The 21,987-nt window shown below is 61.4% G+C and carries 16 protein-coding genes; 9 read left to right on the top strand and 7 right to left on the bottom strand.

Annotated elements, in window-relative coordinates; all coding sequences use genetic code 11:
* Nucleotides 1–33: 33 nt before the first annotated feature.
* Both BUC36_RS10885 and BUC36_RS10880 read left to right on the top strand, forming a co-directional pair.
* Complete coding sequence (locus BUC36_RS10885) at nt 34–456, top strand: hypothetical protein (RefSeq protein ID WP_143186956.1); 423 nt, start codon at nt 34–36, stop codon at nt 454–456.
* Nucleotides 457–811: 355 nt separating this feature from the next.
* Nucleotides 812–2,032 (top strand): acetyltransferase domain-containing protein, encoded by a 1,221-nt coding sequence (locus BUC36_RS10880; RefSeq protein WP_073275042.1) that lies wholly within the window; start codon nt 812–814, stop codon nt 2,030–2,032.
* Nucleotides 2,033–2,112: 80 nt separating this feature from the next.
* Here the strand turns inward: BUC36_RS10880 and gcvP are convergent, their stop codons facing one another.
* Nucleotides 2,113–5,004: an aminomethyl-transferring glycine dehydrogenase gene (gene gcvP, locus BUC36_RS10875; RefSeq protein WP_073275040.1), complete on the bottom strand. Its 2,892-nt coding sequence runs from the start codon at nt 5,002–5,004 to the stop codon at nt 2,113–2,115.
* Between the two features lie 497 nt (nt 5,005–5,501).
* Here gcvP and BUC36_RS10870 point away from each other — a divergent pair, with 497 nt between their 5' ends.
* Nucleotides 5,502–5,822 carry a hypothetical protein gene (locus BUC36_RS10870; RefSeq protein ID WP_073275038.1) on the top strand — a complete coding sequence of 107 codons (321 nt, stop codon included), beginning with the start codon at nt 5,502–5,504 and terminating at the stop codon, nt 5,820–5,822.
* Nucleotides 5,823–5,869: 47 nt separating this feature from the next.
* On the opposite strand, the gene BUC36_RS10865 is transcribed toward BUC36_RS10870, so the two are convergent.
* The 3 genes from BUC36_RS10865 to BUC36_RS10855 all read right to left on the bottom strand — a co-directional run bounded on the left by BUC36_RS10865 (nt 5,870) and on the right by BUC36_RS10855 (nt 9,339).
* Entirely contained in the window at nt 5,870–6,751 is an 882-nt protein-coding gene (locus BUC36_RS10865) for a dTDP-4-dehydrorhamnose reductase family protein (protein WP_159436009.1), read from the bottom strand.
* Nucleotides 6,752–6,942: 191 nt separating this feature from the next.
* Nucleotides 6,943–8,679 carry an arginine--tRNA ligase gene (gene argS, locus BUC36_RS10860; RefSeq protein WP_073275034.1) on the bottom strand — a complete coding sequence of 579 codons (1,737 nt, stop codon included), beginning with the start codon at nt 8,677–8,679 and terminating at the stop codon, nt 6,943–6,945.
* Nucleotides 8,680–8,889: 210 nt separating this feature from the next.
* On the bottom strand, nt 8,890–9,339 hold the full coding sequence (locus BUC36_RS10855) for a VOC family protein (protein ID WP_073275030.1): 450 nt from the start codon (nt 9,337–9,339) through the stop codon (nt 8,890–8,892).
* A 283-nt stretch (nt 9,340–9,622) separates the two neighbouring features.
* On the opposite strand from BUC36_RS10855, the gene sbcB reads away from it, so the two are divergent.
* From sbcB to BUC36_RS10825, 6 genes are all read left to right on the top strand, one after another.
* On the top strand, nt 9,623–11,062 hold the full coding sequence (gene sbcB, locus BUC36_RS10850; protein ID WP_200797260.1) for an exodeoxyribonuclease I: 1,440 nt from the start codon (nt 9,623–9,625) through the stop codon (nt 11,060–11,062).
* Between the two features lie 235 nt (nt 11,063–11,297).
* Nucleotides 11,298–12,314, top strand: a complete 1,017-nt coding sequence (locus BUC36_RS10845) for an aspartate carbamoyltransferase (protein ID WP_073275026.1) — start codon at nt 11,298–11,300, stop codon at nt 12,312–12,314.
* A 245-nt stretch (nt 12,315–12,559) separates the two neighbouring features.
* Nucleotides 12,560–14,251: a gamma-glutamyltransferase gene (ggt, locus tag BUC36_RS10840; protein WP_073275024.1), complete on the top strand. Its 1,692-nt coding sequence runs from the start codon at nt 12,560–12,562 to the stop codon at nt 14,249–14,251.
* Between the two features lie 97 nt (nt 14,252–14,348).
* Nucleotides 14,349–15,773 (top strand): NfeD family protein, encoded by a 1,425-nt coding sequence (locus tag BUC36_RS10835; protein ID WP_073275022.1) that lies wholly within the window; start codon nt 14,349–14,351, stop codon nt 15,771–15,773.
* A 37-nt stretch (nt 15,774–15,810) separates the two neighbouring features.
* Nucleotides 15,811–16,572, top strand: a complete 762-nt coding sequence (locus BUC36_RS10830; RefSeq protein WP_143186955.1) for a slipin family protein — start codon at nt 15,811–15,813, stop codon at nt 16,570–16,572.
* 18 nt (nt 16,573–16,590) lie between these two features.
* A complete protein-coding gene (locus BUC36_RS10825; protein ID WP_073275020.1) occupies nt 16,591–17,232 on the top strand; it encodes a MarC family protein in 642 nt (213 codons plus the stop codon).
* Nucleotides 17,233–17,261: 29 nt separating this feature from the next.
* Here BUC36_RS10825 and pgi read toward each other — a convergent pair whose 3' ends face one another.
* From pgi to BUC36_RS10805, 3 genes are all read right to left on the bottom strand, one after another.
* Nucleotides 17,262–18,884 carry a glucose-6-phosphate isomerase gene (pgi, locus tag BUC36_RS10820; protein ID WP_073275018.1) on the bottom strand — a complete coding sequence of 541 codons (1,623 nt, stop codon included), beginning with the start codon at nt 18,882–18,884 and terminating at the stop codon, nt 17,262–17,264.
* 906 nt (nt 18,885–19,790) lie between these two features.
* Nucleotides 19,791–20,657, bottom strand: a complete 867-nt coding sequence (locus BUC36_RS10810) for a hypothetical protein (RefSeq protein ID WP_073275014.1) — start codon at nt 20,655–20,657, stop codon at nt 19,791–19,793.
* Between the two features lie 193 nt (nt 20,658–20,850).
* Nucleotides 20,851–21,897, bottom strand: a complete 1,047-nt coding sequence (locus BUC36_RS10805; protein WP_073275012.1) for a DUF3549 family protein — start codon at nt 21,895–21,897, stop codon at nt 20,851–20,853.
* Nucleotides 21,898–21,987 lie beyond the last annotated feature (90 nt).

Genomic DNA, 21,987 nt, shown 5'->3' with positions numbered 1-21,987 from the left:
AGACTGCGGTAACCCGAACTGAGAGGAGTGCGAATGCGTTTTTTCCCAATTCTTGCCAGACCCATACTGGGATTATTTGGGGCGGCCACTGCAGTGCTGCTGTTGTCTGGTTGTACCAGTACTCCGGCGGCGCCCAATCCCGGTCTGAAGGAATCCTTCCACACCGAGATTTCTGCTAATGGCTCCAAGCGTTTCACCTACGCGCTGGAAATGACGACGCCCCTGGTGCGCGGGCCCTATACCCAGAGCCCCACTGCCCGCGGCGGCATGGTGCGCACGCAGGATATGCCGGGTCGCCAACCGCCTGGCAATCGGGGGCTGGATTTCGACCACGCCCTGAATCTGAAACTGCAGGAAACAGGCTTCTGCCTCGACGGCTACTTCGTGATAGAGCGCAGCGTATCGCCGATGAACGGCGAAGTGCGCGGTGAATGCCGGGAAGGTGTGCAGCGCTGACAAGTATTTGAAATACGCGGAAAAAGCGAAGCCGGGACACTGCAGTGTGCCCCGGCTTTTTTATTGGTAGGCCGGATGCCGGCGTGGTTGGTATGGCCCGGCCTTGCAATCCGCTCGCGAATGGTCTTTGCTAGTGATCCAAGCGGTAAATTCAGTAACCGATCTCTTCGCCACAGGCCCCGGTTCGGCGTTGAAAAAGCTTGAATTAGCCCTGCTAGTCCTGCGCTTTTTCGCCTTGCCCCGGAGCCTGTGGCGGTGAGCTTTAGTTACCGAATTTACCGCTTGAACCACTAGCGGCTTGTCATTGACGTTTCGTGGTGTCCCAAACTCAATAATCTAAAAAACGGGTGCAGCCATGCAAAACCCCGCTTCAGTTAATCCTGCTGTCGCCGCCGTACAGGAACCCGCAGTCGCCGCAGCGGCGGAGGTCAGGGCCGGGCGCCTGGTCTCGGTCGATTTCGCGCGCGGGCTGGTGATGGTCATTATGGCCCTCGACCATGTGCGCGATTTCACTTCGTCGGCCAGGTTCTCTCCCGAAGACCTAAACGAAACCAGTCCGGCCTATTTCTTTACCCGCTGGATCACGCATTTCTGCGCGCCTCTGTTTGTGCTGCTGGCGGGTATGGGCGCGGGCTTTATGCGGGCGAGCCGCTCGCCCCGCGAGCTGAGTATTTTCCTGCTGACCCGCGGTGTCTGGTTGATTTTTATCGAGCAGACCGTGATGTCGTTTGGCTGGAGTTTTGTCCAGCCGCAGGGCTATGCGCTGGTGCTGACGACTTTGTCGATGATCGGCTTTTGCATGATCAGCATGGCCGCCTTCATTCATCTTCCGCGCCTGCCGCTTTTGCTGCTGAGCCTGGCGCTGATTGCCGGCCACAACCTGCTCGATGGCCGCCTGCCAATGCCGGAACAGGGGCTGCCGCCGCTCTGGTACGGCTTGCACGAGGATATCTTTACGCGGGTCGCCGGAATACCACTGGTGGTCGTGTATCCGCTGATTCCCTGGCTGGCGGTGATGCCACTGGGTTACCTGCTGGCCGATCTCTACAAAGATCCGGACGAAACGCGCCGCCGTGCACTGGTCTGGCTCGGTGGGGGTGCCATTGGGCTGTTCCTGCTGCTACGTCTGTTCAATGTTTACGGCGATCCCGAAGTGTGGGAGGCCCAGCAGAGCTTCGCCATGACTCTGGTCAGCTTCTTTAATCTCGAGAAGTATCCGCCCTCGCTGCTCTACCTGTTGATGACCCTGGGCCCGGGTCTGTTGCTGCTGGCATGGTCGGAGCGGCTGCGCGGTTCGGTGGTTGATGTGATCAATACCTTCGGCCGGGTGCCCTTCGCCTACTACATACTGCATATCTATATCGCGCACCTGCTGGCGCTGGGACTGGCGCAGTGGCAGGGCTTCGGCTGGCGCGCAGCCGCCGGCGGCTGGTGGACATTCCCCGAGGGTTATGGCCTGCCGTTACCGATGGTGTATGTGATCTGGTTGGGAGTGGTCGCGCTGCTGTATCCGTTCTGTCGCTGGCTCGCCGCGGTCAAGGCGCGGCGCAAAGACTGGTGGTTGAGCTACCTCTGACAAACAACGGCACAAAAAAATGGCGAGCTAGAAAGCTCGCCATTTTTGATTTACCAGTTACATCCGCTGCGGGACAGAGGTTACTCCATGTAGCTCTCAACCGGCGGGCAGGAACAGATCAGGTTGCGGTCGCCATAGACGTTGTCGATACGGTTGGAAGCCGGCCACACCTTGTGTTCCTTCAGCCACGCAGCCGGGCGACCGGCCACATCGCGGGAGTAGCTGTGAGCCCACTGGTCCGCCATCACGTCGTCGAGGGTGTGCGGTGCATTGTGCAGCGGGTTGTCCTCGGCGCTGTGTTTGCCATCGATGACATCCTGGATTTCCTGGCGGATGGTGGCCATTGCCATGATGAAGCGGTCCAGTTCTTCCTGCGACTCACTTTCGGTCGGCTCGATCATCAGGGTGCCGGCCACCGGGAAGGACATGGTGGGGGCGTGGAAGCCGAAGTCCATCAGGCGCTTGGCGATATCTTCCTCGCTGATGCCGCTCGCCTCTTTCAGCGGGCGCAGGTCCACCAGGCATTCGTGGGCGACGAAGCCGTTGGTGCCGGTGTACAGCAGTGAGTAGTGCTCGCTCAGTTTCCTGGCCACATAGTTGGCATTCAGGATCGCCATTTCGGTGGCGCGCTTCATACCCTGCTTGCCCATCATGCGGATGTACATCCAGCTGATCGGCAGGATGCTGGCGGAGCCCCAGGGTGCTGCGGAAATGGTGCCGTTGGCCGTGTCGGTGCCCGGTACCTCGGTCACCGGGTGACCGGCCAGGTAGGGCTCCAGGTGCTTGCCAACTGCGATCGGGCCCATGCCCGGGCCGCCGCCGCCGTGCGGGATACAGAAGGTCTTGTGCAGGTTCAGGTGCGAAACGTCGCCGCCGAACTGGCCCGGTGCGGCCACGCCGATCAGGGCGTTCATGTTGGCGCCGTCGATGTAGACCTGGCCGCCGGCCTGGTGCACCAGGTCGCAGATCTCGCGGATGCCTTCCTCGAACACGCCGTGGGTGGACGGATAGGTAACCATCAGCGCGGCGATGCGGTCGCCGTGTTCTTCGATCTTCGCCTTCAGGTCGTCGATGTCGACGTTGCCCTTGTTGTCACAGGCAACCACAACCACCTTCATGCTCACCATCATCGCGGAAGCCGGGTTGGTACCGTGGGCGGAAGCCGGAATCAGGCAGATGTCGCGCTGGGTCTCGCCCTTGGCTTCGAAGTATTTCTTGATCGCCACCAGGCCGGCGTACTCGCCCTGGGAGCCGGCATTCGGCTGCAGGCTCACGGCGTCGTAGCCGGTACAGGCCGCCAGCATCTGTTCCAGCTGCTGGAACATCTCTGCGTAGCCCTGGGCCTGGTCGGCGGGCGCAAACGGGTGCAGCTTGCCGAACTCCGGCCAGGTCACCGGGATCATTTCCGCGGTGGCGTTCAGCTTCATGGTGCAGGAGCCCAGCGGGATCATGCTGTGGTTCAGCGCAATGTCCTTGGATTCCAGGGACTTCAGGTAGCGCAGCATCTCGGTCTCGGAGTGGTAGGTGTTGAAGACCGGGTGCGTCAGGAATTCGCTGGAGCGTACCAGGGAGTTCGGCAGGCCCTGCGGACCCTTGGCGGCGATCTCGCTGTCCAGTGCGCGCAGGTCGAGGCTGTGCGCGGTGCCGGTGAACGCGTTGATGATGTCGGACACGTCCTGCAGCGTGGTGGTCTCGTTCAGGCTGACGCCGAGGGCATCGGCGCCGACCTTGCGCAGGTTGATTTCCGCATCCAGGGCGCGCTGGTAGATCTCGCCCTGCTTGCCGCCGACGGTGACGGTCAGGGTGTCGAACCAGCTGTCGTGGGCCAGGTCGAAGCCTTCCTTCTTCAGTGCGGCGGCGAGAATATCAGCCAGGCGCTGGATACGCGCGGCGATGGTCTTCAGGCCTTCGGGACCGTGGTAGATCGCATAGAAGGCGCTCATTACCGCCAGCAGTACCTGGGAGGTACAGATATTGGAGTTGGCCTTCTCGCGGCGGATGTGCTGCTCGCGGGTTTGCATGGCCATACGCAGGGCGCGCTTGCCTTTGCTGTCCACGGAGACACCGATAATGCGGCCGGGCGCGGAGCGCTTGTAAGCTTCGCGGAAGGCGAAGAAACCGGCGTGCGGGCCGCCGTAGCCCATCGGGATACCGAAGCGCTGGTTACAGCCGACCACTACGTCCGCGCCCATGTCGCCCGGCGCCTTTAGCGCAACGAGGCTCATCAGATCGGCGGCGACGGTCACCAGGCCGTTGGCTTCGTGCACCTTGGCGATGATGTCGGACAGGTCGCGCACGACACCGGTAGTACCCGGGTACTGCAGCAGCGCGCCGAACAGATCCGCCGGCAACTCTTTTTCCACATCGCCGACAACGACTTCGAAGCCGAAGTGCTCGGCGCGGGTCTTGACCACGGCAATGGTCTGCGGGTGGCAGTCCCGATCGACGAAAAATACGTTGGACTTGTTGCGCTTCACCTGGCGCTTGCACATGGCCATGGCTTCCGCGGCAGCGGTGCCCTCGTCCAGCATGGAGGCGTTGGCCAGCTCCATACCGGTCAGGTCCATGATCATCTGCTGGAAGTTCAGCAGGCCTTCGAGGCGGCCCTGGGCGATCTCCGGCTGGTACGGGGTGTAGGCGGTGTACCAGCCCGGGTTCTCCAGCACGTTGCGCAGGATCACGTTCGGCGTGATGGTGTCGTGGTAACCCATACCGATAAAGGTGCGGTAAATCTTATTGCGGCCCGCCAGTGCTTTCAGCTCAGCCAGCGCCTCTACCTCGTTGACCGCATCCGCGAGGTCCAGCTCGTCGGTTTTGCGGATAGCCTCGGGTACTGTCTTCTCGATCAGCTCGTCAAGGCTGGAGACGCCGAGGGTTTTCAGCATCGCCTGAACCTGCTCGGCGTCGGGGCCGATATGGCGGGAGATAAAGGCGTCGTGTTGTTCCAACTGCTGAAGAGATGGCTGGGTCATAAACTTCGTTCCTGTAATCGCAGGGAGTCGTCGCTGGTGCGCTCGCGGTTAAAAATAGCACCTGGTCTCTGTCCCGCTTTCTCAATAGGTCCGCGGTCTCCGCACAGCGGATATACGGGGAACAGATCCTGGGAAAGAACGGGATGGCAGCCGTATCGGCCGGCGCGCATCTTAGCAATCGCGAGCGATGCCGGCAATCTGCCGGTTTTTAGCGTCAAAAGTGCTGTTTTTTGAAGAAAAACGTGCGCGAAATCCTGTCTTTGCGACTTTGGTGCAATTTTATTCTAGCGGCGTACGGGTGCCGTCGCCTCGGCAGCAGCCTGGCGCGTTATTGCGCTTCAGGTCTCCGCATTGCGTCGCGAAATTCCCGCTGCTGGTCTACCTTAAATGGTACTCGAATATTTTTTCGGCGTTATTCGAGGCACTGAAAGCGATAAATATAAAGATAACGAAGTTGCTGAGGCTGCCAGCCGGCAAGGATTGCGGAAATTCTGATCATGGCGCAACGGATCTTCATCGCCAGCGACCAATTGCTCGTTTGTCACCTGTTTACGTTGCTGGAACAGGCTGGAATCTCGGTTCTGATGCAAAAATCTGTGGTCGACGTACCGCAGGAGGAAACTGGCCCCCTGGCCTGGTATTCGGAATTGTGGGTTTTGCAGAACCACCAACTGAGCGCCGCATCGCAGCTGCTTGAGGATGCGCTGGTTGCGGAAGCGATTCGGGCCCCTATCGGGCAGCTGGAAAAAATGCCCGGGCTGACCCTGGTGGCCAGCCGGATTTCCTCGTCTTCATCCCCACCTGCGGAAATCGCCTGACGGCGGTTTCCGCTAGTTTCACTGCGGTTTCTTACTGTTGCGCCCGTTTACAGAAACGGCTGCAGGTAGCGCGCCAGCTGCTGCGGCAGCGGTTCGCCGGCCTCAATCCCCATATCGGCAAGGCGCGACTTGTCCAGCTGACAGTTGTACGGGCGTGGCTCGTTAAACTGCGGGGCGGAGTCCCCCGACAGGTGGTCCGCAGTCAGCGCGCAGCTCTCCGCAACGAGCTTGGCCAGTTGGTAGCGCGTGCAGGCGATATCGCCACTCCAGTGGTAAGTGCCTGCAAAGCGGGTGCCCGCCTTGGACTTCAGCAGACACTGTTCCAGAACCTGGGCCACGTCCTCGACGCTGGTGGGATAGCGAATCGCCCAGTCGTCCAGCGCTGTTGGTTCTGGGTTGCGAATGGTTTCCAGCAGGGCGGTTACGCCGGATTCGCGCAGATAAGTCACCGGGCCGAACAGCAGCGGCACGCGCAGTACCCAGTGATCGCCGTTGCCGAGTACCGCTTCTTCGCCGGCCAGTTTGCTGCGGCCGTAGAAGTTGATGGGGTTGGGCTGGTTGTCGACAGAGTAGGGCGCCGCACTGCCATCGAACACATAGTCGGTGGAGATATACACCAGCTGTGCATCGATATCGCGGCACAGTTGTGCCAGCTTCTCGGTACTCTGCACATTGAGCTGCCAGGCCGCATCGGGATTCTGTGTGCAGCGATCCGGCCAGCGTTCGGCGGCGCAGTGGATGACCACCTGTGGCTGAATCTTGCGCAGCATTTCCGCTACGGCGGCAGCATCGGTGAGGTCCAGTCGTAGGAGGTTGTCGCCGGTGCGGGAGTAGGCGGTGCCGGTTACCTCGAATGCGGGATTGGCATTGAGCTGCTTGAAGACGCTGCGGCCGAGCAGGCCGGAGGCGCCGGTGATCAGTATTTTCAAGATTTGTTTTTCGTTCGCGGTTTTCGGGCGGTCCTATTGCCGGTGGCTATATGCCAGACACGCTGTGAATACGTCCCTGTACGCTCTACGCGGCCATCCTTGGCCGCGTAAGGTCTGGCATATAGCCACCGGCAACAGGACCTTAGCATCACGCTCCGGAATCTATTCCGGTCTTGGCGCGGGCGCGAGCGTTACATCTGCTCCATCACTTCAATACCGAGCAGGCCCAGCCCGGTGGCGATGGTGCGGGCGACCAGGTCGCACAGCTGCAGGCGGCTGTTTTTCTGTTCTTCGCTGACACCTTCTTTCAGCACCGGGCAGGCCTCGTAGAAGGCCATATAGGCGCTGGCCAGATCGTAGAGGTAGCTGCACAGCATGTGCGGGAAGGTGTCCTTGGCAACCTGATCCAGGACTTCGCCAAACTGGCACAGTTTGACCGCCAGGGCGCGCTCCTCGGCGGTACCCAGCTGGATGTCGCCGGTCAGTTCGCCCGGCTCGATGCCGGCGCGGCGGAAGATGGAACGCACGCGAGTGTAGGCATACTGCAGGTAGGGCGCGGTGTTGCCCTCGAAGCTCAGCATTGCTTCCCAGCCGAATATGTAATCGTTGGTGCGCGTCTTGCTCAGGTCTGCGTACTTGACCGCGCCGATACCCACCTTGCGCGCGATTTCGGCGCAGGTGTCGGCATCCAGGTCCGGGTTCTTTTCCGCCACCAGCTTTTCGGCGCGCTCGATAGCTTCGTCGAGCAGTGCGGCCAGTTTTACCGTGCCTCCGGTGCGGGTTTTGAACGGCTTACCGTCGTCGCCCATCATGGTGCCAAAGGCGCAGTGTTCCAGAGTGACCGACTCCGGCAGGAAGCCGGCCTTGCGCGAGGCGGTAAAGGCCTGCTGCAGGTGCAGGGACTGGCGCGCGTCCACCACGTAGAGGATGCGGTCCGCGTGCAGCTGGTTGGCACGGTAGCGGATGGCAGCCAGGTCGGTGGTGGCATACAGGTAGCCGCCGCCTTTCTTCTGGATGATCATCGGGCTGGGGTTGCCCTCCTTGTCGGCCATTTCCTCCAGGAATACGACGATGGCACCCTGGTCTTCCACGGCGATACCGCGGTCCAGCAGCTCCTTCACCAGCACCGGCAGGTCGTCGTTGTACTGGCTCTCGGCGTAGACGTCTTCCTGCTTGAGGGTGACGTTCAGCTTGGAGTAGATCTCCTCACAGTGGCTGATGGAGATATCGATAAACTGCTGCCACAGTTTCAGGCACTGCTCGTCACCACCCTGCAGTTTCACGACGTATTCACGGGCGCGGTCGGCAAAGCCTTCCTCTTCGTCAAAGCGCACTTTGGCTTCGCGGTAGAACACTTCCAGGTCTGCCAAGGCTACCTCGGCGTCACTGTCGGCCAGTTTGTCGGACAGGTGCGCCAGCAGCATGCCGAACTGGGTGCCCCAGTCGCCCATATGGTTTTGGCGGACTACCTTGTGGCCCTGGAATTCCAGCAGGCGCGCCAGGGCGTCACCGATAATGGTGGTGCGCAGGTGGCCGACGTGCATCTCCTTCGCCAGGTTGGGGTGGGAGTAGTCGATCACCACCGTCTGCGGCTGGTCCACTGCGGCGATATTCAGCCGCTCGTCCTTCTCCGCGGCGGCCAGTTTGTCGGCCAGCCACTGTTCGCTCAGGTGAATATTCATAAAGCCGGGGCCGGCGATCTCGACCTTGTCGATCATGTCGCCCTGGTCCAGCTGCTCGAGGATCTTCGCCGCCAGTTCACGGGGGTTGGTGCCCATGCGCTTGGCCGCGCCCATGGCGCCGTTGGCCTGGTAGTCGCCGAAGCCCGCTTTCTTCGCCGGCGCCACCACCGGGCCGCAATCTTCGGGAATGCCGGCGGCAAGCATGGCGGCCTGGAACTTGTCGGAGAGGAGTTGGCGAATATTCATAGGGGACTGCTGCTGTAATTCGTGGGAACGCGGGATTTTAATGGGCGGGGGCGGCTTTGCAACCGGCCGCCCGGAACTTGGGACAAGCGGGCGCCGAGATTTCGGCACTGCGTGAGGTCCTGCTGCTGGTGGCCAGCCGGCAAAAAACCTGATCGGTAAATATTTCCCGACTGGCCACCAGCAGCAGGACCGGAGCCGTTGCCCGGCGGCTCAGGAGAGTTCCGCCGCGCGGCGCTCCAGTTCGTCTTCCGGCACATCCTCGATATGGGTGGCCAGGAACCAGACATGGCCAAAGGGATCCTGCAGGGTACCGCTGCGATCGCCGTAAAACTGGTCTTCCAGCGGACGCTTGACGGAGGCACCGGCCTCGACGGCGCGGGTGAAGACGGCGTCGACATCGTCCACGTACAGCAGCAGGCCGACGGGCGAGCTGCCCTGCGGGCTCAGCAGACCGCCCTCTTCATTGTCGTCGGCCAGCGAAATACGGGTGTCGCCGATCTGGATTTCCGCGTGGGCGATGCTGCCGTCAGGCATCGGGAAGCGGAACAGCTCGCGGGCGCCGAACGCCTGCGCGTAGAAATCTATCGCCCTGGCGGCGCCGTTGACGCTCAGGTAGGGGGTTACGCTGTGGTATCCATCGGGAATGGGTTTGACGGTCATGGCTACTCTCCTTGTATTAGTGTCGGGCAATGGTGTGCCGCGCTTGAATCTTTGTCCAGCCCTGAGCCCGGTAGGATGGGCACAAATCGGCAGGGACTGCCCACTTGGACGCGGAAGGCGCCCGCGAAGCGGGCGAGCGCCATGGACGGCGCGAGTCAAAGGAGCGCAGCGATGTGCCCATCACCGCGCCGATTGATGGGCACGCTGCGCTTTGCCCATCCTACACTTCGGTCTAAGTCCCGAGCCCCCAATGCTATGATGCATCCCAAAAACAGGGGGACATGTGAGCAATTCCACACTTTACTGGCACGACTACGAAACCTGGGGCACGGATCCGGGCGCGGACAAGCCGTCCCAGTTCGCCGGCATCCGCACCGACGAGGATCTCAATATCGTCGGCGAACCGCTGATGCTCTACAGCCGCCCCGCCAGCGACTGCCTGCCGCAGCCGATGGCCAGCCTGGTCACCGGTATCAGCCCCCAGCGCGCCCTGGCCGAAGGCGTGTCGGAGCTGGAGTTTATCCAGCGCATTGTCGCCGAGCTGGGCACACCCGGTACCTGTGGCGTCGGCTACAACAGCCTGCGCTTCGACGACGAGGTGACCCGCCACACCCTCTACCGGAACCTGCTGGACCCCTACGAGCGCGAGTGGCGCTCCGGCAACAGCCGCTGGGACATCATCGATATGGTGCGCCTCACCTACGCCCTGCGCCCCCAGGGCATCCAGTGGCCGGAGCGAGAAGCCGCTAACGGAGAGAGCGTGCCCTCCTTCCGCCTGGAGGAACTCACCGCCGCCAACGGTATCGCCCACGAAGGGGCGCACGATGCGCTGTCCGACGTGCGTGCCACCATCGATATGGCGCGACTGGTGCGCAGCAGACAGCCCAAGCTGTACGACTATGTCTACCGGTTGCGGCGCAAGCAGGAGGCGGCCAAGCTGATCGATCTGCGCAACCGCACGCCGCTGCTGCACGTGTCCGGCAAGGTGCCCGCATCCCAGGGCCATCTCACCTACATAGTGCCGCTGGCAAACCACCCGGTGAACCGCAACGCGATCATCGTCGCCAACCTGGCCATGGATCCGGAGCCGCTGTTCGGCCTCGACGCGGAGCGCCTGCGCGAGCGCCTCTACACTGCCCGCGATAAGCTCGGTGAGGGCGAATTGCCGGTCGGGTTGAAACTGGTGTACCTGAACAAGTGTCCGGTGCTGGCCCCGGCCAAGATGCTCGACGACAAGCGCGCGGCTGAACTCGGCATCGACAAGGCCGCCTGCGAAGCCAACTGGCAGAAACTGCGCGACGTCGACCTGACCGAGAAGCTGCACCAGGTGTTTCTCGACAGCGAATTCCCCCAGCGGGATGTCGAAGCCAGTCTCTACGACGGTTTTCTCAACGACGACGACCGCGACCTGTGCCGCCAGCTGCACCGCGACCTCGCCGAGCGCGGCCCCGAGGCGCTGGCCGGGCAGGTGCCCTTCGCCGACCGGCGTCTGCCGGAGTTACTGTTCCGCCTGCGCGCGCGCAACTTCCCGGAAACCCTGTCGGCGCAGGAACAGCAGCGCTGGCAGCAGTGGCGCTACCGCCGCCTGACCGATCCCGCCGCGGGCGCGAGCATCACGCTGGAAGCCTATTTCGAGGAAATCGCCGCATTGCGGGCGCAGTTTCCACAGAAGGTGGAGCTGCTCGACCAGCTGGAGAGCTGGGGCGACAGCCTGCTGGCCTGATCCAAATCAGCGCACTGAAACCGGATGCGAAGGCGCCGCTGCCGGGAGCCGTCTGAGAAACAATTGCCGATCAGGCTGTTGAACAGGCGGCTCCCGGCAGCGGCGCCGCCCCGGGACCCGGAAAAGTAGGGTTCGGGGTCGCTGTGGCCCGTGCCGCTAGGCGCTTTGCCGGCACCCGAGTAGAATGCCACCCGCTAAAGACTGGCGCCCACAAGGCGCAATCACTGGAGTAACAATGGACTTTATCGGAGCCAATATCCTTTCCGTCAGCCAGTTCGAGCGCGGTGATATCGACCGTGTCTTCGCCGTGGCGGACACCATGGTCCCCTACGCCCGCCGCGAGAAGGTTACCCGCGTGCTGGAGGGGGCCATTCTCGGCAATATGTTCCTCGAGCCCAGCACCCGCACCCGACTCAGCTTCGGTTCTGCATTCAACCTGCTCGGCGGCACCGTGCGCGAAACCGTCGGCATTACCGCCAGCGCCATGGCCAAGGGCGAATCCCTGTACGACACGGCGCGGGTACTGTCCGGCTATAGCGACGTCATCTGCATGCGCCACCCGCAGGAAGGTTCCGTGGCCGAGTTTGCCGCCGCGAGCCGGGTGCCGGTGGTCAATGGCGGCGACGGGGCCAACGAGCACCCGACCCAGGCACTGCTGGATCTCTACACCATTCGCAAGGAGCTGGAAGCGCACGGTCGCTCCCTGGATGAGTTCCGTATCGCCATGATCGGCGACCTCAAATACGGCCGCACCGTCCACTCGCTGTGCAAACTGCTGTGCCTGTTCAGCAATGTACAAATTGTATTGGTGTCGCCGCCGGAGCTGGCGATGCCGGAAGATGTGGTGGAAAAACTGCGCGCGGCCGGCCACAAGGTTAGCGTGTCTGATGAGCTGGAAGCCTCTATCTCCCACGTGGATATCGTCTACTCCACGCGGATTCAGGAAGAGCGCTTCGCCTCCCAGGAAGAGGCCAACCTGTACCGCGGTCGTTTCCGTCTGAACCGCGAAATCTTTACCCGCCACGCACAGCCGAACACGGTCATCATGCATCCGCTGCCGCGGGACTCCCGCGCAGAGGCCAACGAGCTGGACACCGACCTGAACGAACACCCGAGCCTGGCGATTTTTCGCCAGACCGACAACGGCCTGCTGGTACGCATGGCGCTGTTCGCGCTGCTGCTGGGGGTGGAAGGCAAGGTCGATCAGTACTCCCACGAAGTGCGCTGGCACGTGCGCCGCACGCCAGTCTAAGCCTCTCTCCTGTTCGCTACCCCCGTCGCCGAGTTGGCGCAGGGGTAGCGGTCAAAAGTCCCGGTAAGCGTATCGGGCGACGCCTTCCCGCAAGGGAGTAGTGCACTAGCTCCCACCATTCAGCCCTGTCACAAGCGCGGTCATTGTTTGCCGATCGGTCCGGTAGGCAAACCCCGCTGGCCGCAATCGTTGCGTTTGCCGGCCGGCAGGGTTAGCTTGGCAGAAAAACAAAAAAGGAATTCCGCGTGCGCACCATCCTTTTCAGTCTCCTTTTCCTGTTTGCCGTTGCATCACTGGCCCAAGCCGAAGAGCGCCGGGCCGCCGTGGCCATGCCCGATGCGTTCAGTGCCGAAGTGGCTGCGCAGATTTTACAGAGCGGCGGCAATGCCGTGGATGCCGCCGTCGCCGCGCAGTTTGTCCTTGCCGTGACGCTGCCGGAGGCGGGCAATATCGGAGGTGGCGGCTTTATGCTGATCCACAAGGACGGCGAACAGGAATTCCTCGATTACCGCGAGGTGGCGCCCGCGGCCGCACATCGGGACATGTATCTCGATGACGACGGGGAAGTGGTGCCGGACCTGTCCCTGTTCGGCTCCCTGGCCTCGGGTGTGCCCGGCACTGTGCAGGGGATGTGGCAGGCGCACCAGCGCCACGGTTCCATGCCCTGGGCTGCGTTGGTGCAGCCGGCGGTGACCCTGGCGGAAAAAGGTTTTGTGGTGCCGGAGCCGCTGGCGCGCGAAGCCGAAGAATTTGCCACCTATGTGGAAGAACATCATCCGTCGGTCAATTTCTCCGATTATTTCGGTGAGCTCAGGGCCGGCAAGCTGTTTCGCCAGCCGGAGCTGGCTACCACCCTGGCGCGTATCCGCGACCGCGGCGCTGAGGGCTTTTACCGCGGCGAAACGGCCCGCTTGATTGCGGACTTTATGCGCGATAACGGCGGCCTGATCACGGAAAAGGATCTGCTCGATTACCGGGCCAAATGGCGCCGGCCGCTGATGGCCGACTGGCGCGGCTACCGCATCGTCTCTGCACCGCCGCCGAGTTCCGGCGGCATTGCCGTCATCCAGTGGCTGAAGATGTACGACCGGGTGCGCGATGGTGTACTCGAGGGGCAGGTTCCCACACACAACAGCGCCGAGTATGTGCACCTGCTGGCGGAAGTGGGCAAGCGGGTTTTCGCCGATCGGGCCGAATACCTCGGCGACCCGGATTTCCACCCGGTCCCGGTGGCGCGCCTGCTGGATGACGACTACCTGGCGCAGCGCAGCCGGGAGCTCAATCTCGCCGCCATTTCCCCGACACCGGCAGTAGTGCCCGGATTGCCGGAGAGCGAGGAGACCACGCACTTCTCCATCGTCGATCGCTGGGGCAACGCGGTTTCCAACACCACTACCATCAACCTGAGTTTCGGCTCCGGTGTCGTGGTCGAGGGGGCCGGTTTTCTGCTCAACGACGAGATGGACGATTTCAGCGCTAAGCCGGGGGTGCCCAATGCCTTCGGCGCGCTCGGTGGTGCGGCCAACGCAGTGCACCCGGGCAAGCGCATGCTGTCATCGATGTCGCCGACCATGCTGCTGGAAAACGGCGCGGTGAAAATGGTGACCGGCTCTCCCGGCGGCACCACAATCATCACCAGCGTTTACCAGTCGATGCTCAATGTGGTCGAGTTCGGTATGGACGCGCAGCGCGCCGTGGATACGCCGCGATTCCATCACCAGTTGTGGCCCAGAGACCATATTCGCCACCAGGGTGGTCTCGACGCCGAGGTGAACAAGACACTGCAGGCCATGGGATATCAGCTGGAGCAAGATGGATTTGGAGACCTGCAGGTGATAGTCGCTCACGGTGACGAGCTGGAGGCGGCATCCCAGTCCAGCGGGCGCGGTGTCTCGCGGGTACTTGTGCTGCCGGAGCCTGTGCGCGCGGCGCTTTGATGGCGACAACCGTCGCGAACAGCTGATGGGCGCCGCCGCTTTCGCGACAATCTGTTAGGCTGGTTTTATCGCTTCTCCTGTATCCAGGATTGACGCCATGCCGAATCGGAATTCATTGTGGTCGCGCCGGCGGCTGCCGGTTTGTTTTACCCTGTTGTTGGTTGCGCTGGCGGCGCTCGCCGCCGCGCAGCCAATCGAACGCCCCCATGTGGCCCTGCTATCCATCGACGGGCCCATAGGGCCCGCCACCACGGATTATTTCGTCCGCGCCACCGAAGAGGCCGAAGAAAAGGGCGCGCAGCTGATCGTGCTGCAGATGGATACTCCCGGCGGCCTCGATGCCGCCACCCGCGATATCATCCAGCATATCCTCGCCTCGCCGGTGCCCATCGTTACCTATGTGCATCCTGCCGGTGCCCGCGCCGCCAGTGCCGGCACCTATATCCTTTATGCGAGCCATATCGCCGCGATGACGCCTGCCACTACGCTCGGTGCGGCAACTCCGGTGCAGATGGGGGGCATGCCGGGTGCGCCAGGCGAGCAACCGGACGACAAACCCAGTGGAGAAAAAGGCGGAGAAAGTACGGAAGACAAAGAGGGGAAAAACGGCGAGAAAAAGGACTCGCCAGCCTCCGGCACCGCGATGGAACGCAAGATGGTGAACGATTCGGTGGCCTATATCCGCGGCCTGGCCAGGCGCCACAACCGCAATGCGGACTGGGCGGAAAAGGCCGTGCGCGAGGCGGCCACCCTGACGGCTACCGAGGCGCTGGAAGAGAATGTCATCGACATAGTGGCCGGGAATAACGAGGACCTACTGAAGCAGGTGGCCGGGCGCAAGGTGGCCCTGGCAGAGGGAGAACTTGCTATTTCCCCCAGTATTGCCGAACTGCCACTGGAATCCTACGAGCCGGACTGGCGCAACGAAATCCTGGCCCTGATCACCAACCCACAGATAGCCTATATTCTGTTGTTGATCGGTATTTACGGCCTCATTTTCGAGGGTTACAACCCGGGCGCACTGGTGCCGGGGATCGTCGGCATCATCTGCCTGTTACTGGCCTTCTATGCACTGCAGGTGCTGCCCATCAATTACGCCGGGCTGGCACTGATTATTGTCGGCGCACTGCTGATCGTCGCGGAAGTTTTTATGCCGAGTTTCGGCGCTCTCGGTATCGGTGGCGTGATCGCGCTGGTGATCGGCTCGGTGATGCTGATCGATACGGATGTGCCGGGCATGCAGGTGTCGCGCAAACTGATCGGCGCCATTGCCGGTGTCAGCGGGCTGGCGCTGCTCGGGATATTGATGGCGGTGGGCAAGAGCCTGCGCAAGCCGCGTGTCGCGATCGAGAATGCCCTGGTGGGGCGCACAGCGATTGTCAGTGGTATCCAGGACGGCGATGTATTGGTGCACCTGGACGGTGAAATCTGGCAGGCGCGCTGCGACCAGCCGCTGCAGCCGGGGCAGCGGGTCAAGGTGGTGGAGCAGCACGGGCTGTTCCTGCGCGTGGAACCGGGATAACAAACGCAACGGAATAACGAAATAAGGAGAGTTCGGAATGGTCAGTTACTTTATGGGGTTACTGGTCGCAGCAGTGGTTCTGCTGCTGATGTATGCCATTCGTATCCTGCGGGAATACGAGCGGGCCGTGGTGTTTTTCCTCGGGCGCTTCCAGGCGGTAAAGGGACCCGGCCTGATTATTATCATTCCGATAATCCAGACGATGGAGCGGGTGGATTTGCGCACGGTGGTGATGGATGTGCCGACCCAGGATGTAATCAGCAAGGACAACGTCTCGGTCAAGGTCAACGCGGTGGTCTACTACCGGGTGGTCAACCCGCAGTCCGCGATCATCAACGTGGAGCACTATCACGAGGCGGTGAGCCAGCTGTCCCAGACCACCCTGCGGTCGGTGCTCGGCAAGCACGAGTTGGACGAAATGCTGTCCGAGCGCGACAAGCTCAACGTGGATATCCAGAAGATTCTCGATGAGCAGACCGATGCCTGGGGCGTAAAGGTCACCAATGTCGAGATCAAGCATATCGACCTGGACGAGAGCATGATCCGCGCGATCGCCAAGCAGGCGGAGGCGGAGCGCTCGCGGCGTGCCAAAGTGATTCACGCGGAGGGTGAGGCCCAGGCCGCGGTAAAACTCACCGAGGCCGCGGACCAGCTGTCGAAAAACCCTAACGCCATCACCCTGCGCTATATGCAGACACTGATCGATATAGCCGGCGAAAAGAATTCCACGATTGTATTCCCGCTGCCGCTGGACCTGATCCAGCCGCTGATGAAACAGATGGCGGCGGAAAAATCCTGACAGACCGAGTGAGCGGCAATGGAACTGGACCTGGAGCAGTTCAATAAATCCTTTCTGCTGCTGCTCGTCCTGCTCAACCCATTTATCCTGAGCGTCTATCTGCTCGACCTGATCCGCGGGCTGGATTTGAAGGTTTTTTCCGGCCTGCTGCTGCGCGCCTTCCTGATCAGTCTGTCGGTATTTTTGCTGTTCGCGTGGTTTGGCGAAGTGATATTCGATCAGGTGTTGCAGGTGCGCTTTCTCGCCTTTCTGATCTTCGGCGGCATTACGTTCCTGATTATCGGTATTCGCCTGACCCTCGGCGTCGGTTCGCCGATTCAAAGTATCAACCTGCATTCGCAGGAAGTGGCGGGTGCTATCGCCATGCCATTTATTGTCGGACCGGGCACCATCAGTGCCAGCGTCCTGGCCGGCAGCCGCCTGGGCGCCGTAGGGGGCTCGGCGGCCATTACCCTGGCGATGGCCGCCGCGCTGGTTTCCCTGATTCTGCTGAAGATGCTCTACGACTGGGTGCAGACCCGTCAGGAGCGCTATGTCAGGAAATATGTCGAGGTGGCGGGGCGCATCACGGCGCTGTTCACCGGCTCGTTTGCGGTGGATATGATCCTGAAGGGAATCGAGAGATGGCTGGCGCTAATGGGAAGTCCAACAGCGCCTTAGTGTCTACAGGCCCTGGTAACTGCGCGAAATTACAGGAGTCGCTCGAGCAGGTTGCGGGTCGAGCCGTCCCAGTCTTGCGGCGCCTCGCCGCCGATCGCCGCGTGAATCTGTGCCCCGAGCAGTTTGCCCAGCTCCACGCCCCACTGATCGAACGGATTGATACCCAGCAGGCAGCCGCCGACAAATACCTTGTGTTCGTAGAGGGCCAGCAGCGCGCCGAGGTTAAATGGATCCAGTCGCTCCATAATCAGCGTGTTGCTCGGCCGGTTGCCGGGTACCACTTTGTGCGGTGCCAGCGCGTGGGCCTCGCGGTGGGTATAGCCCTGTTGCTCCAGCTCCTGGCGGGCCTCCTGCAGGCTCTTGCCGCGCAGCAGGGCCTGGCTCTGGCTGATACAGCAGGCCAGCAGCCACTGATGCTGCTCCTTCAACGCCGAGGTCGGTTCCCTGACGGCAATAAAGTCCGCGGGGATCAGGTCGGTGCCCTGGTGCAGCAGCTGGTGGAAGGAGTGCTGTCCGTTGCTGCCCTCCGTGCCCCAGATAACACTGCCACTCGGGTACTGCAGGTGGTGCCCGTCGCGGTCCACGCCCTTGCCCAGACTCTCCATATCCAGTTGCTGCAGCCAGGCGGGAAACTTGGCGAGTCTCTGGGCATAGGGCAACACCGCCTGGCTGGACGCATTCCAGCACTGGCGGTACCAGAAGTGGATCAGCGCGAGCAGCACCGGCAGGTTGTCGGCAAAGTCGGCGGTGGCGAAATGCTCATCCATCGCATGGGCGCCGGCCAGTAATTGTTCATAGGTTTCGAAACCGCAGGCCAGCACTATCGGCAGGCCGATGGCAGACCACAGCGAGTAGCGGCCACCCACCCAGTTCCACATGGGGAAAATGTTTTCCGCCGCGATGCCAAAATCCTGGGCCGCAACAATATTGCTGCTGACCGCGACAAAATGCCGGGCCAGCTGGTCTTCACGGCAGCCGGCGTCCAGTACCCACTGGCGTGCGGACAGGGCGTTCTGCAGAGTTTCCAGTGTGGAGAAGGATTTCGAGGCGACGATAAACAGCGTGTCTTCCGCCCGCAGTCCGGCCAGTGTATCCGTCAGGTCAGCACCGTCGATATTGGCCACGAAATGTACGGAGATATCGGGTCTCTGCCAGGGGCGCAGGGCTTCAACCACCATGCGCGGACCCAGGTCGGAACCGCCGATACCGATATTGACGATGTGGCGAATCGGTTCGCCGCTGAAGCTGCGCCAGCCACCACTGTGAATTTTTTCGGCGAACTGCCGCATCTGGTTGCGGCAATCAGCCACCGCCTGCTCGTGTTCAGTCCGGGGCTCGCCCTGGAAGCGCAGCGCAGTGTGCAGGGCGGGGCGGTGCTCGGTGTTGTTGACGGCAGCACCGCTGAGGAGCCCGGCAATCTGCGCGCTGAGGTCGATCTGGTCGGTGTAATCCAGTAAAAGCCGCAGAGTGTCATCGCGCAGGTGATTCTTGCTGTAATCCAGGAAGAGACCTGCCGCTTCGGCGCTGAAGCGCTCGAACCGCTGAGGGTCACCGGCAAACAGCTCCCGCAGTGACCACTTGTGCTTGTCGTGATGGGATTTCAGTCGGGCAAGTGCGGCGGTGCGGCTGACCGCAAGGGTTTCGCTTGTCATCGTGAGTGTTGCTTATTGCTCTTCGGAAAGGTGCGGCCTGCGGCAGCTGGATCGCAGGCCGTTTGATTGGTCGGCCTGCACTGACGGTCAATGCTAACGGTAAATGGGGCGGCCGACCAGCGTCTGACTGCTGGGGAACTGGATTCTTTTGGCGAGTCGTACGGTGAGGCCATAAATACAAATGCCGCTTCGAAAAGCGGCATTCGGTGTGGTGACTCATAATCAATGATGCTTCGCAGATCTTCTGCGGCGGCTGCGGCTCTGTTTCATTCCGCTGTGTGCCGGCGCGCTTCAAAACCTCATTGAGTATGAATCACCACACGGTTTTTGCTGCAATCTGATCTTACTTGACCACTTTCATGCAGCGCACGTCGTCGGAAGCCATCCAGCAGTCAGCGTCTGCGGGGCAGGCCATAGACATTGGAATTTGTTCAGAGCCCGGAGGGCAGGAGGCCGGTGGCGCAGGCGCTGCACAGCAACCCGCCAAAACCAGTGCACTGATAATTCCCATTAAGTACTTGGCTGGAGTGAAATTCATCCCCTAACTCCTTTCCGTTGATGTCAGCCATTAGCATAGCCAATAAAACGTCACCTGTTTGGTCTGCTTTGTAAAAATCTTTTCTACAAAGATACCGCCCAATGGAGTGTAATAGGCGCAGGGTTTAAATAGCCGCCAGCGGTTAACTCTGGATAAATTGTGTGCCAGTTTGTCGTACTACCGTACCTAAATTTAAAGGGTTTTCTGCCAATTTGGTGTGTAGTCCATGACACGGTGGGCGGAAAGGTTTTTTTAAAAATGGAGAGGAAAATTATTCCAGCGGTGGTGTGGTGATTTTTGGTGCCAGTTTTCGACGGTCGCACAGCTGCGGAATTTCCTGAGCGGTTCCGCTGCTCCGGGCTTTGATGTCATAAATCATACAGCGATCGGAAAACAAGTTTCACGCCGCGCAACTCACCCGTCGCGCTGTAATTGTATGCGAGCCCCAGGCGATCGAATTTCAGGAAGCCGATGCAAATCGGTTTCTCGCGCCTGCCAATGGCGGCGCCGACCTGCCAATAGCTGGCAACAGAGTCAAAGCGGTCGACACCTGACCTGACGCGAACCTTGTCGAGAAAATCGATATAGCTGAGATGCCAGTAGAACATGGACTGGTTGTCAGGGCGGCTCAGCCAGTTGACAGGGTAGGCGAACTCGCTGCCAAGGGCGGCAAATGCGAAATCATCCGAATCTCCCTCGTTGGCGTCGTAACCGACGTAACCGAGATTAGCCAGTATCGCCCAATCCAGCCTGCCTGACTCAAATTTGTAGCGGCTCCTGATCTCCGTGGCGTAGGTCCACGCGTGCTCGCTGTCGTTGATCACGTTGCCGTAACCGGTCTGTATAGCAGGGCGAATTGAAAAGCGGGGTGTCAGGGAAATATCAGCGTCGAGACTGAGTCCGGCACTGGCGATCTTCAGGTTGTTGGGGTCAATCAAGCCCGGGATGTCATTGAAATCGAATTTGGCGACTCCCACCGTCAGTGGGACCTGAAGCCTGTAAGTAACGTCGAGGTCGTCGGGATTGTCGGCGCCGGTCGCACCGAGGATCCAGCGCGGTGCGGCATGCACAATATAGGCACTGCTCTCGTCGCTGACCTTGTACCAGCCGGTGCCGAAGAAAGTAGCGTACGCCCAGTGGATACTGGGTTCGATCATTTCCGGCGGTTGCGCCAGGGCCGGCGCAGCCAACAGGGCGCAGGCCAGGATGCCGGCTCCCGAGCAATGCTTTTTCATCGAGTTGGTGCAATCGTGCGGAATTTTTTTGCCGAAGAGTGGCAATCAAGAAATCATAGTAGGCCACTCGCGATCCGGGGCACGCCGCGCGCGGAGGTGGGCGCTGGTCCTGTGCGCTAGCGCTGAGGCGGCCGCTGGAATTATTCCCGGCGGAGGGGCGGCACGGTCGCCCCGGGCGGATTGTCGATCCGCTTCAGTGGACTGGTTTCGGACCGTGCAGAAATTCACCGAAAGCGCGCGCGAGTGCTTCCGGGCGCGCGGGGTCCCGCAGTGCGTCCAGGAGTGACGAACGAACCTGGGGCAGGAACATCAGGTCGGACATCAACAGATTGAAAGTCGACTGATTTTCGAGTTGCGCCAGCGCCGCCAGCCAGAGGCTGGCCAGTTCGCGGTCGGCGAGATCGTAGGCACAGCGGCTGCCAATGGCGGCGAGGACCTCTCCATTCGCGCTGGCAGCTGAGTTGAGCAGGCGCGTCAGGAATTCCAGCCGCATCCCGCGGGCCACAGAATGGGAGACCCCGCGCACAGCCGCCGTGATAATGGCGAAGTCCGGAGAGTCGCTATCCAGCTCGACGCCGGCACGCTTGATGATCCCGGCCGCCAACTGGTGATCTGTGGCTTCATTTTCCAGACATTGGCACAAGCTGATAAACACCGGCGGCGCCAGCGTGGGCAGCTGTTGCAGCAGTATCTCGCGATCCGCTTCCCAGCGGGCCGCCACATCGGCAATACCCTGGATCGCCAGTTGATCCCAAGGGAGAGACTGTGGCTCCCGGAAATAGGCCAGGGCGGTTGTGTAGTGCGAGCTTGGCTCCCGCTTCAGCAACAGGGCTGCGCGGGAGTGAAAGCTGGCCTGGCGCTCGGGCGCCGGTGTGAACAGCAGGCCGCTCTCTTCGAGCGCCGCATGCAGCTGCTGCGCGGCCGATTCGGATGGCGTGCTCTGTTTGAGTTTCATTGCCAGCTGGCGCAGAAAGGCGTCCCTGGCCTGCAGCTGCAGCTTGCCCTGTTCGTCCAGTGGCAGGCGCAGAAACCAGACGACCGGCTCTCCGCCTTCCTCCGGCCACAGCAGCAGCGCTGCCCACGCCTGGCGCAGATAGGGAAACGGCCAGGGTGCCTGGCCGGCCTCGAAGGCATCGGCGGTGGCGCGGGACACCGGCTGCAGGCGCCGGCCGAGATCGAACCAGCGCAGTTTGAAGTTGGCTGCGCCGATCAGGGCGCTCAGGGTTGTACTTTCACTCATAACTCAACTCGGGGTGCATCCGAATGCCGGCTGACCAGGAATAAGGCCCGCCAGCGGTGACCGAGCGGGGGATATTTACCGATGTGTTTT

The sequence above is a fragment of the Microbulbifer donghaiensis genome (genome assembly GCF_900129095.1).
Classification (GTDB): domain Bacteria; phylum Pseudomonadota; class Gammaproteobacteria; order Pseudomonadales; family Cellvibrionaceae; genus Microbulbifer; species Microbulbifer donghaiensis.
This window is presented reverse-complemented; position numbering and strand designations above follow the sequence as displayed.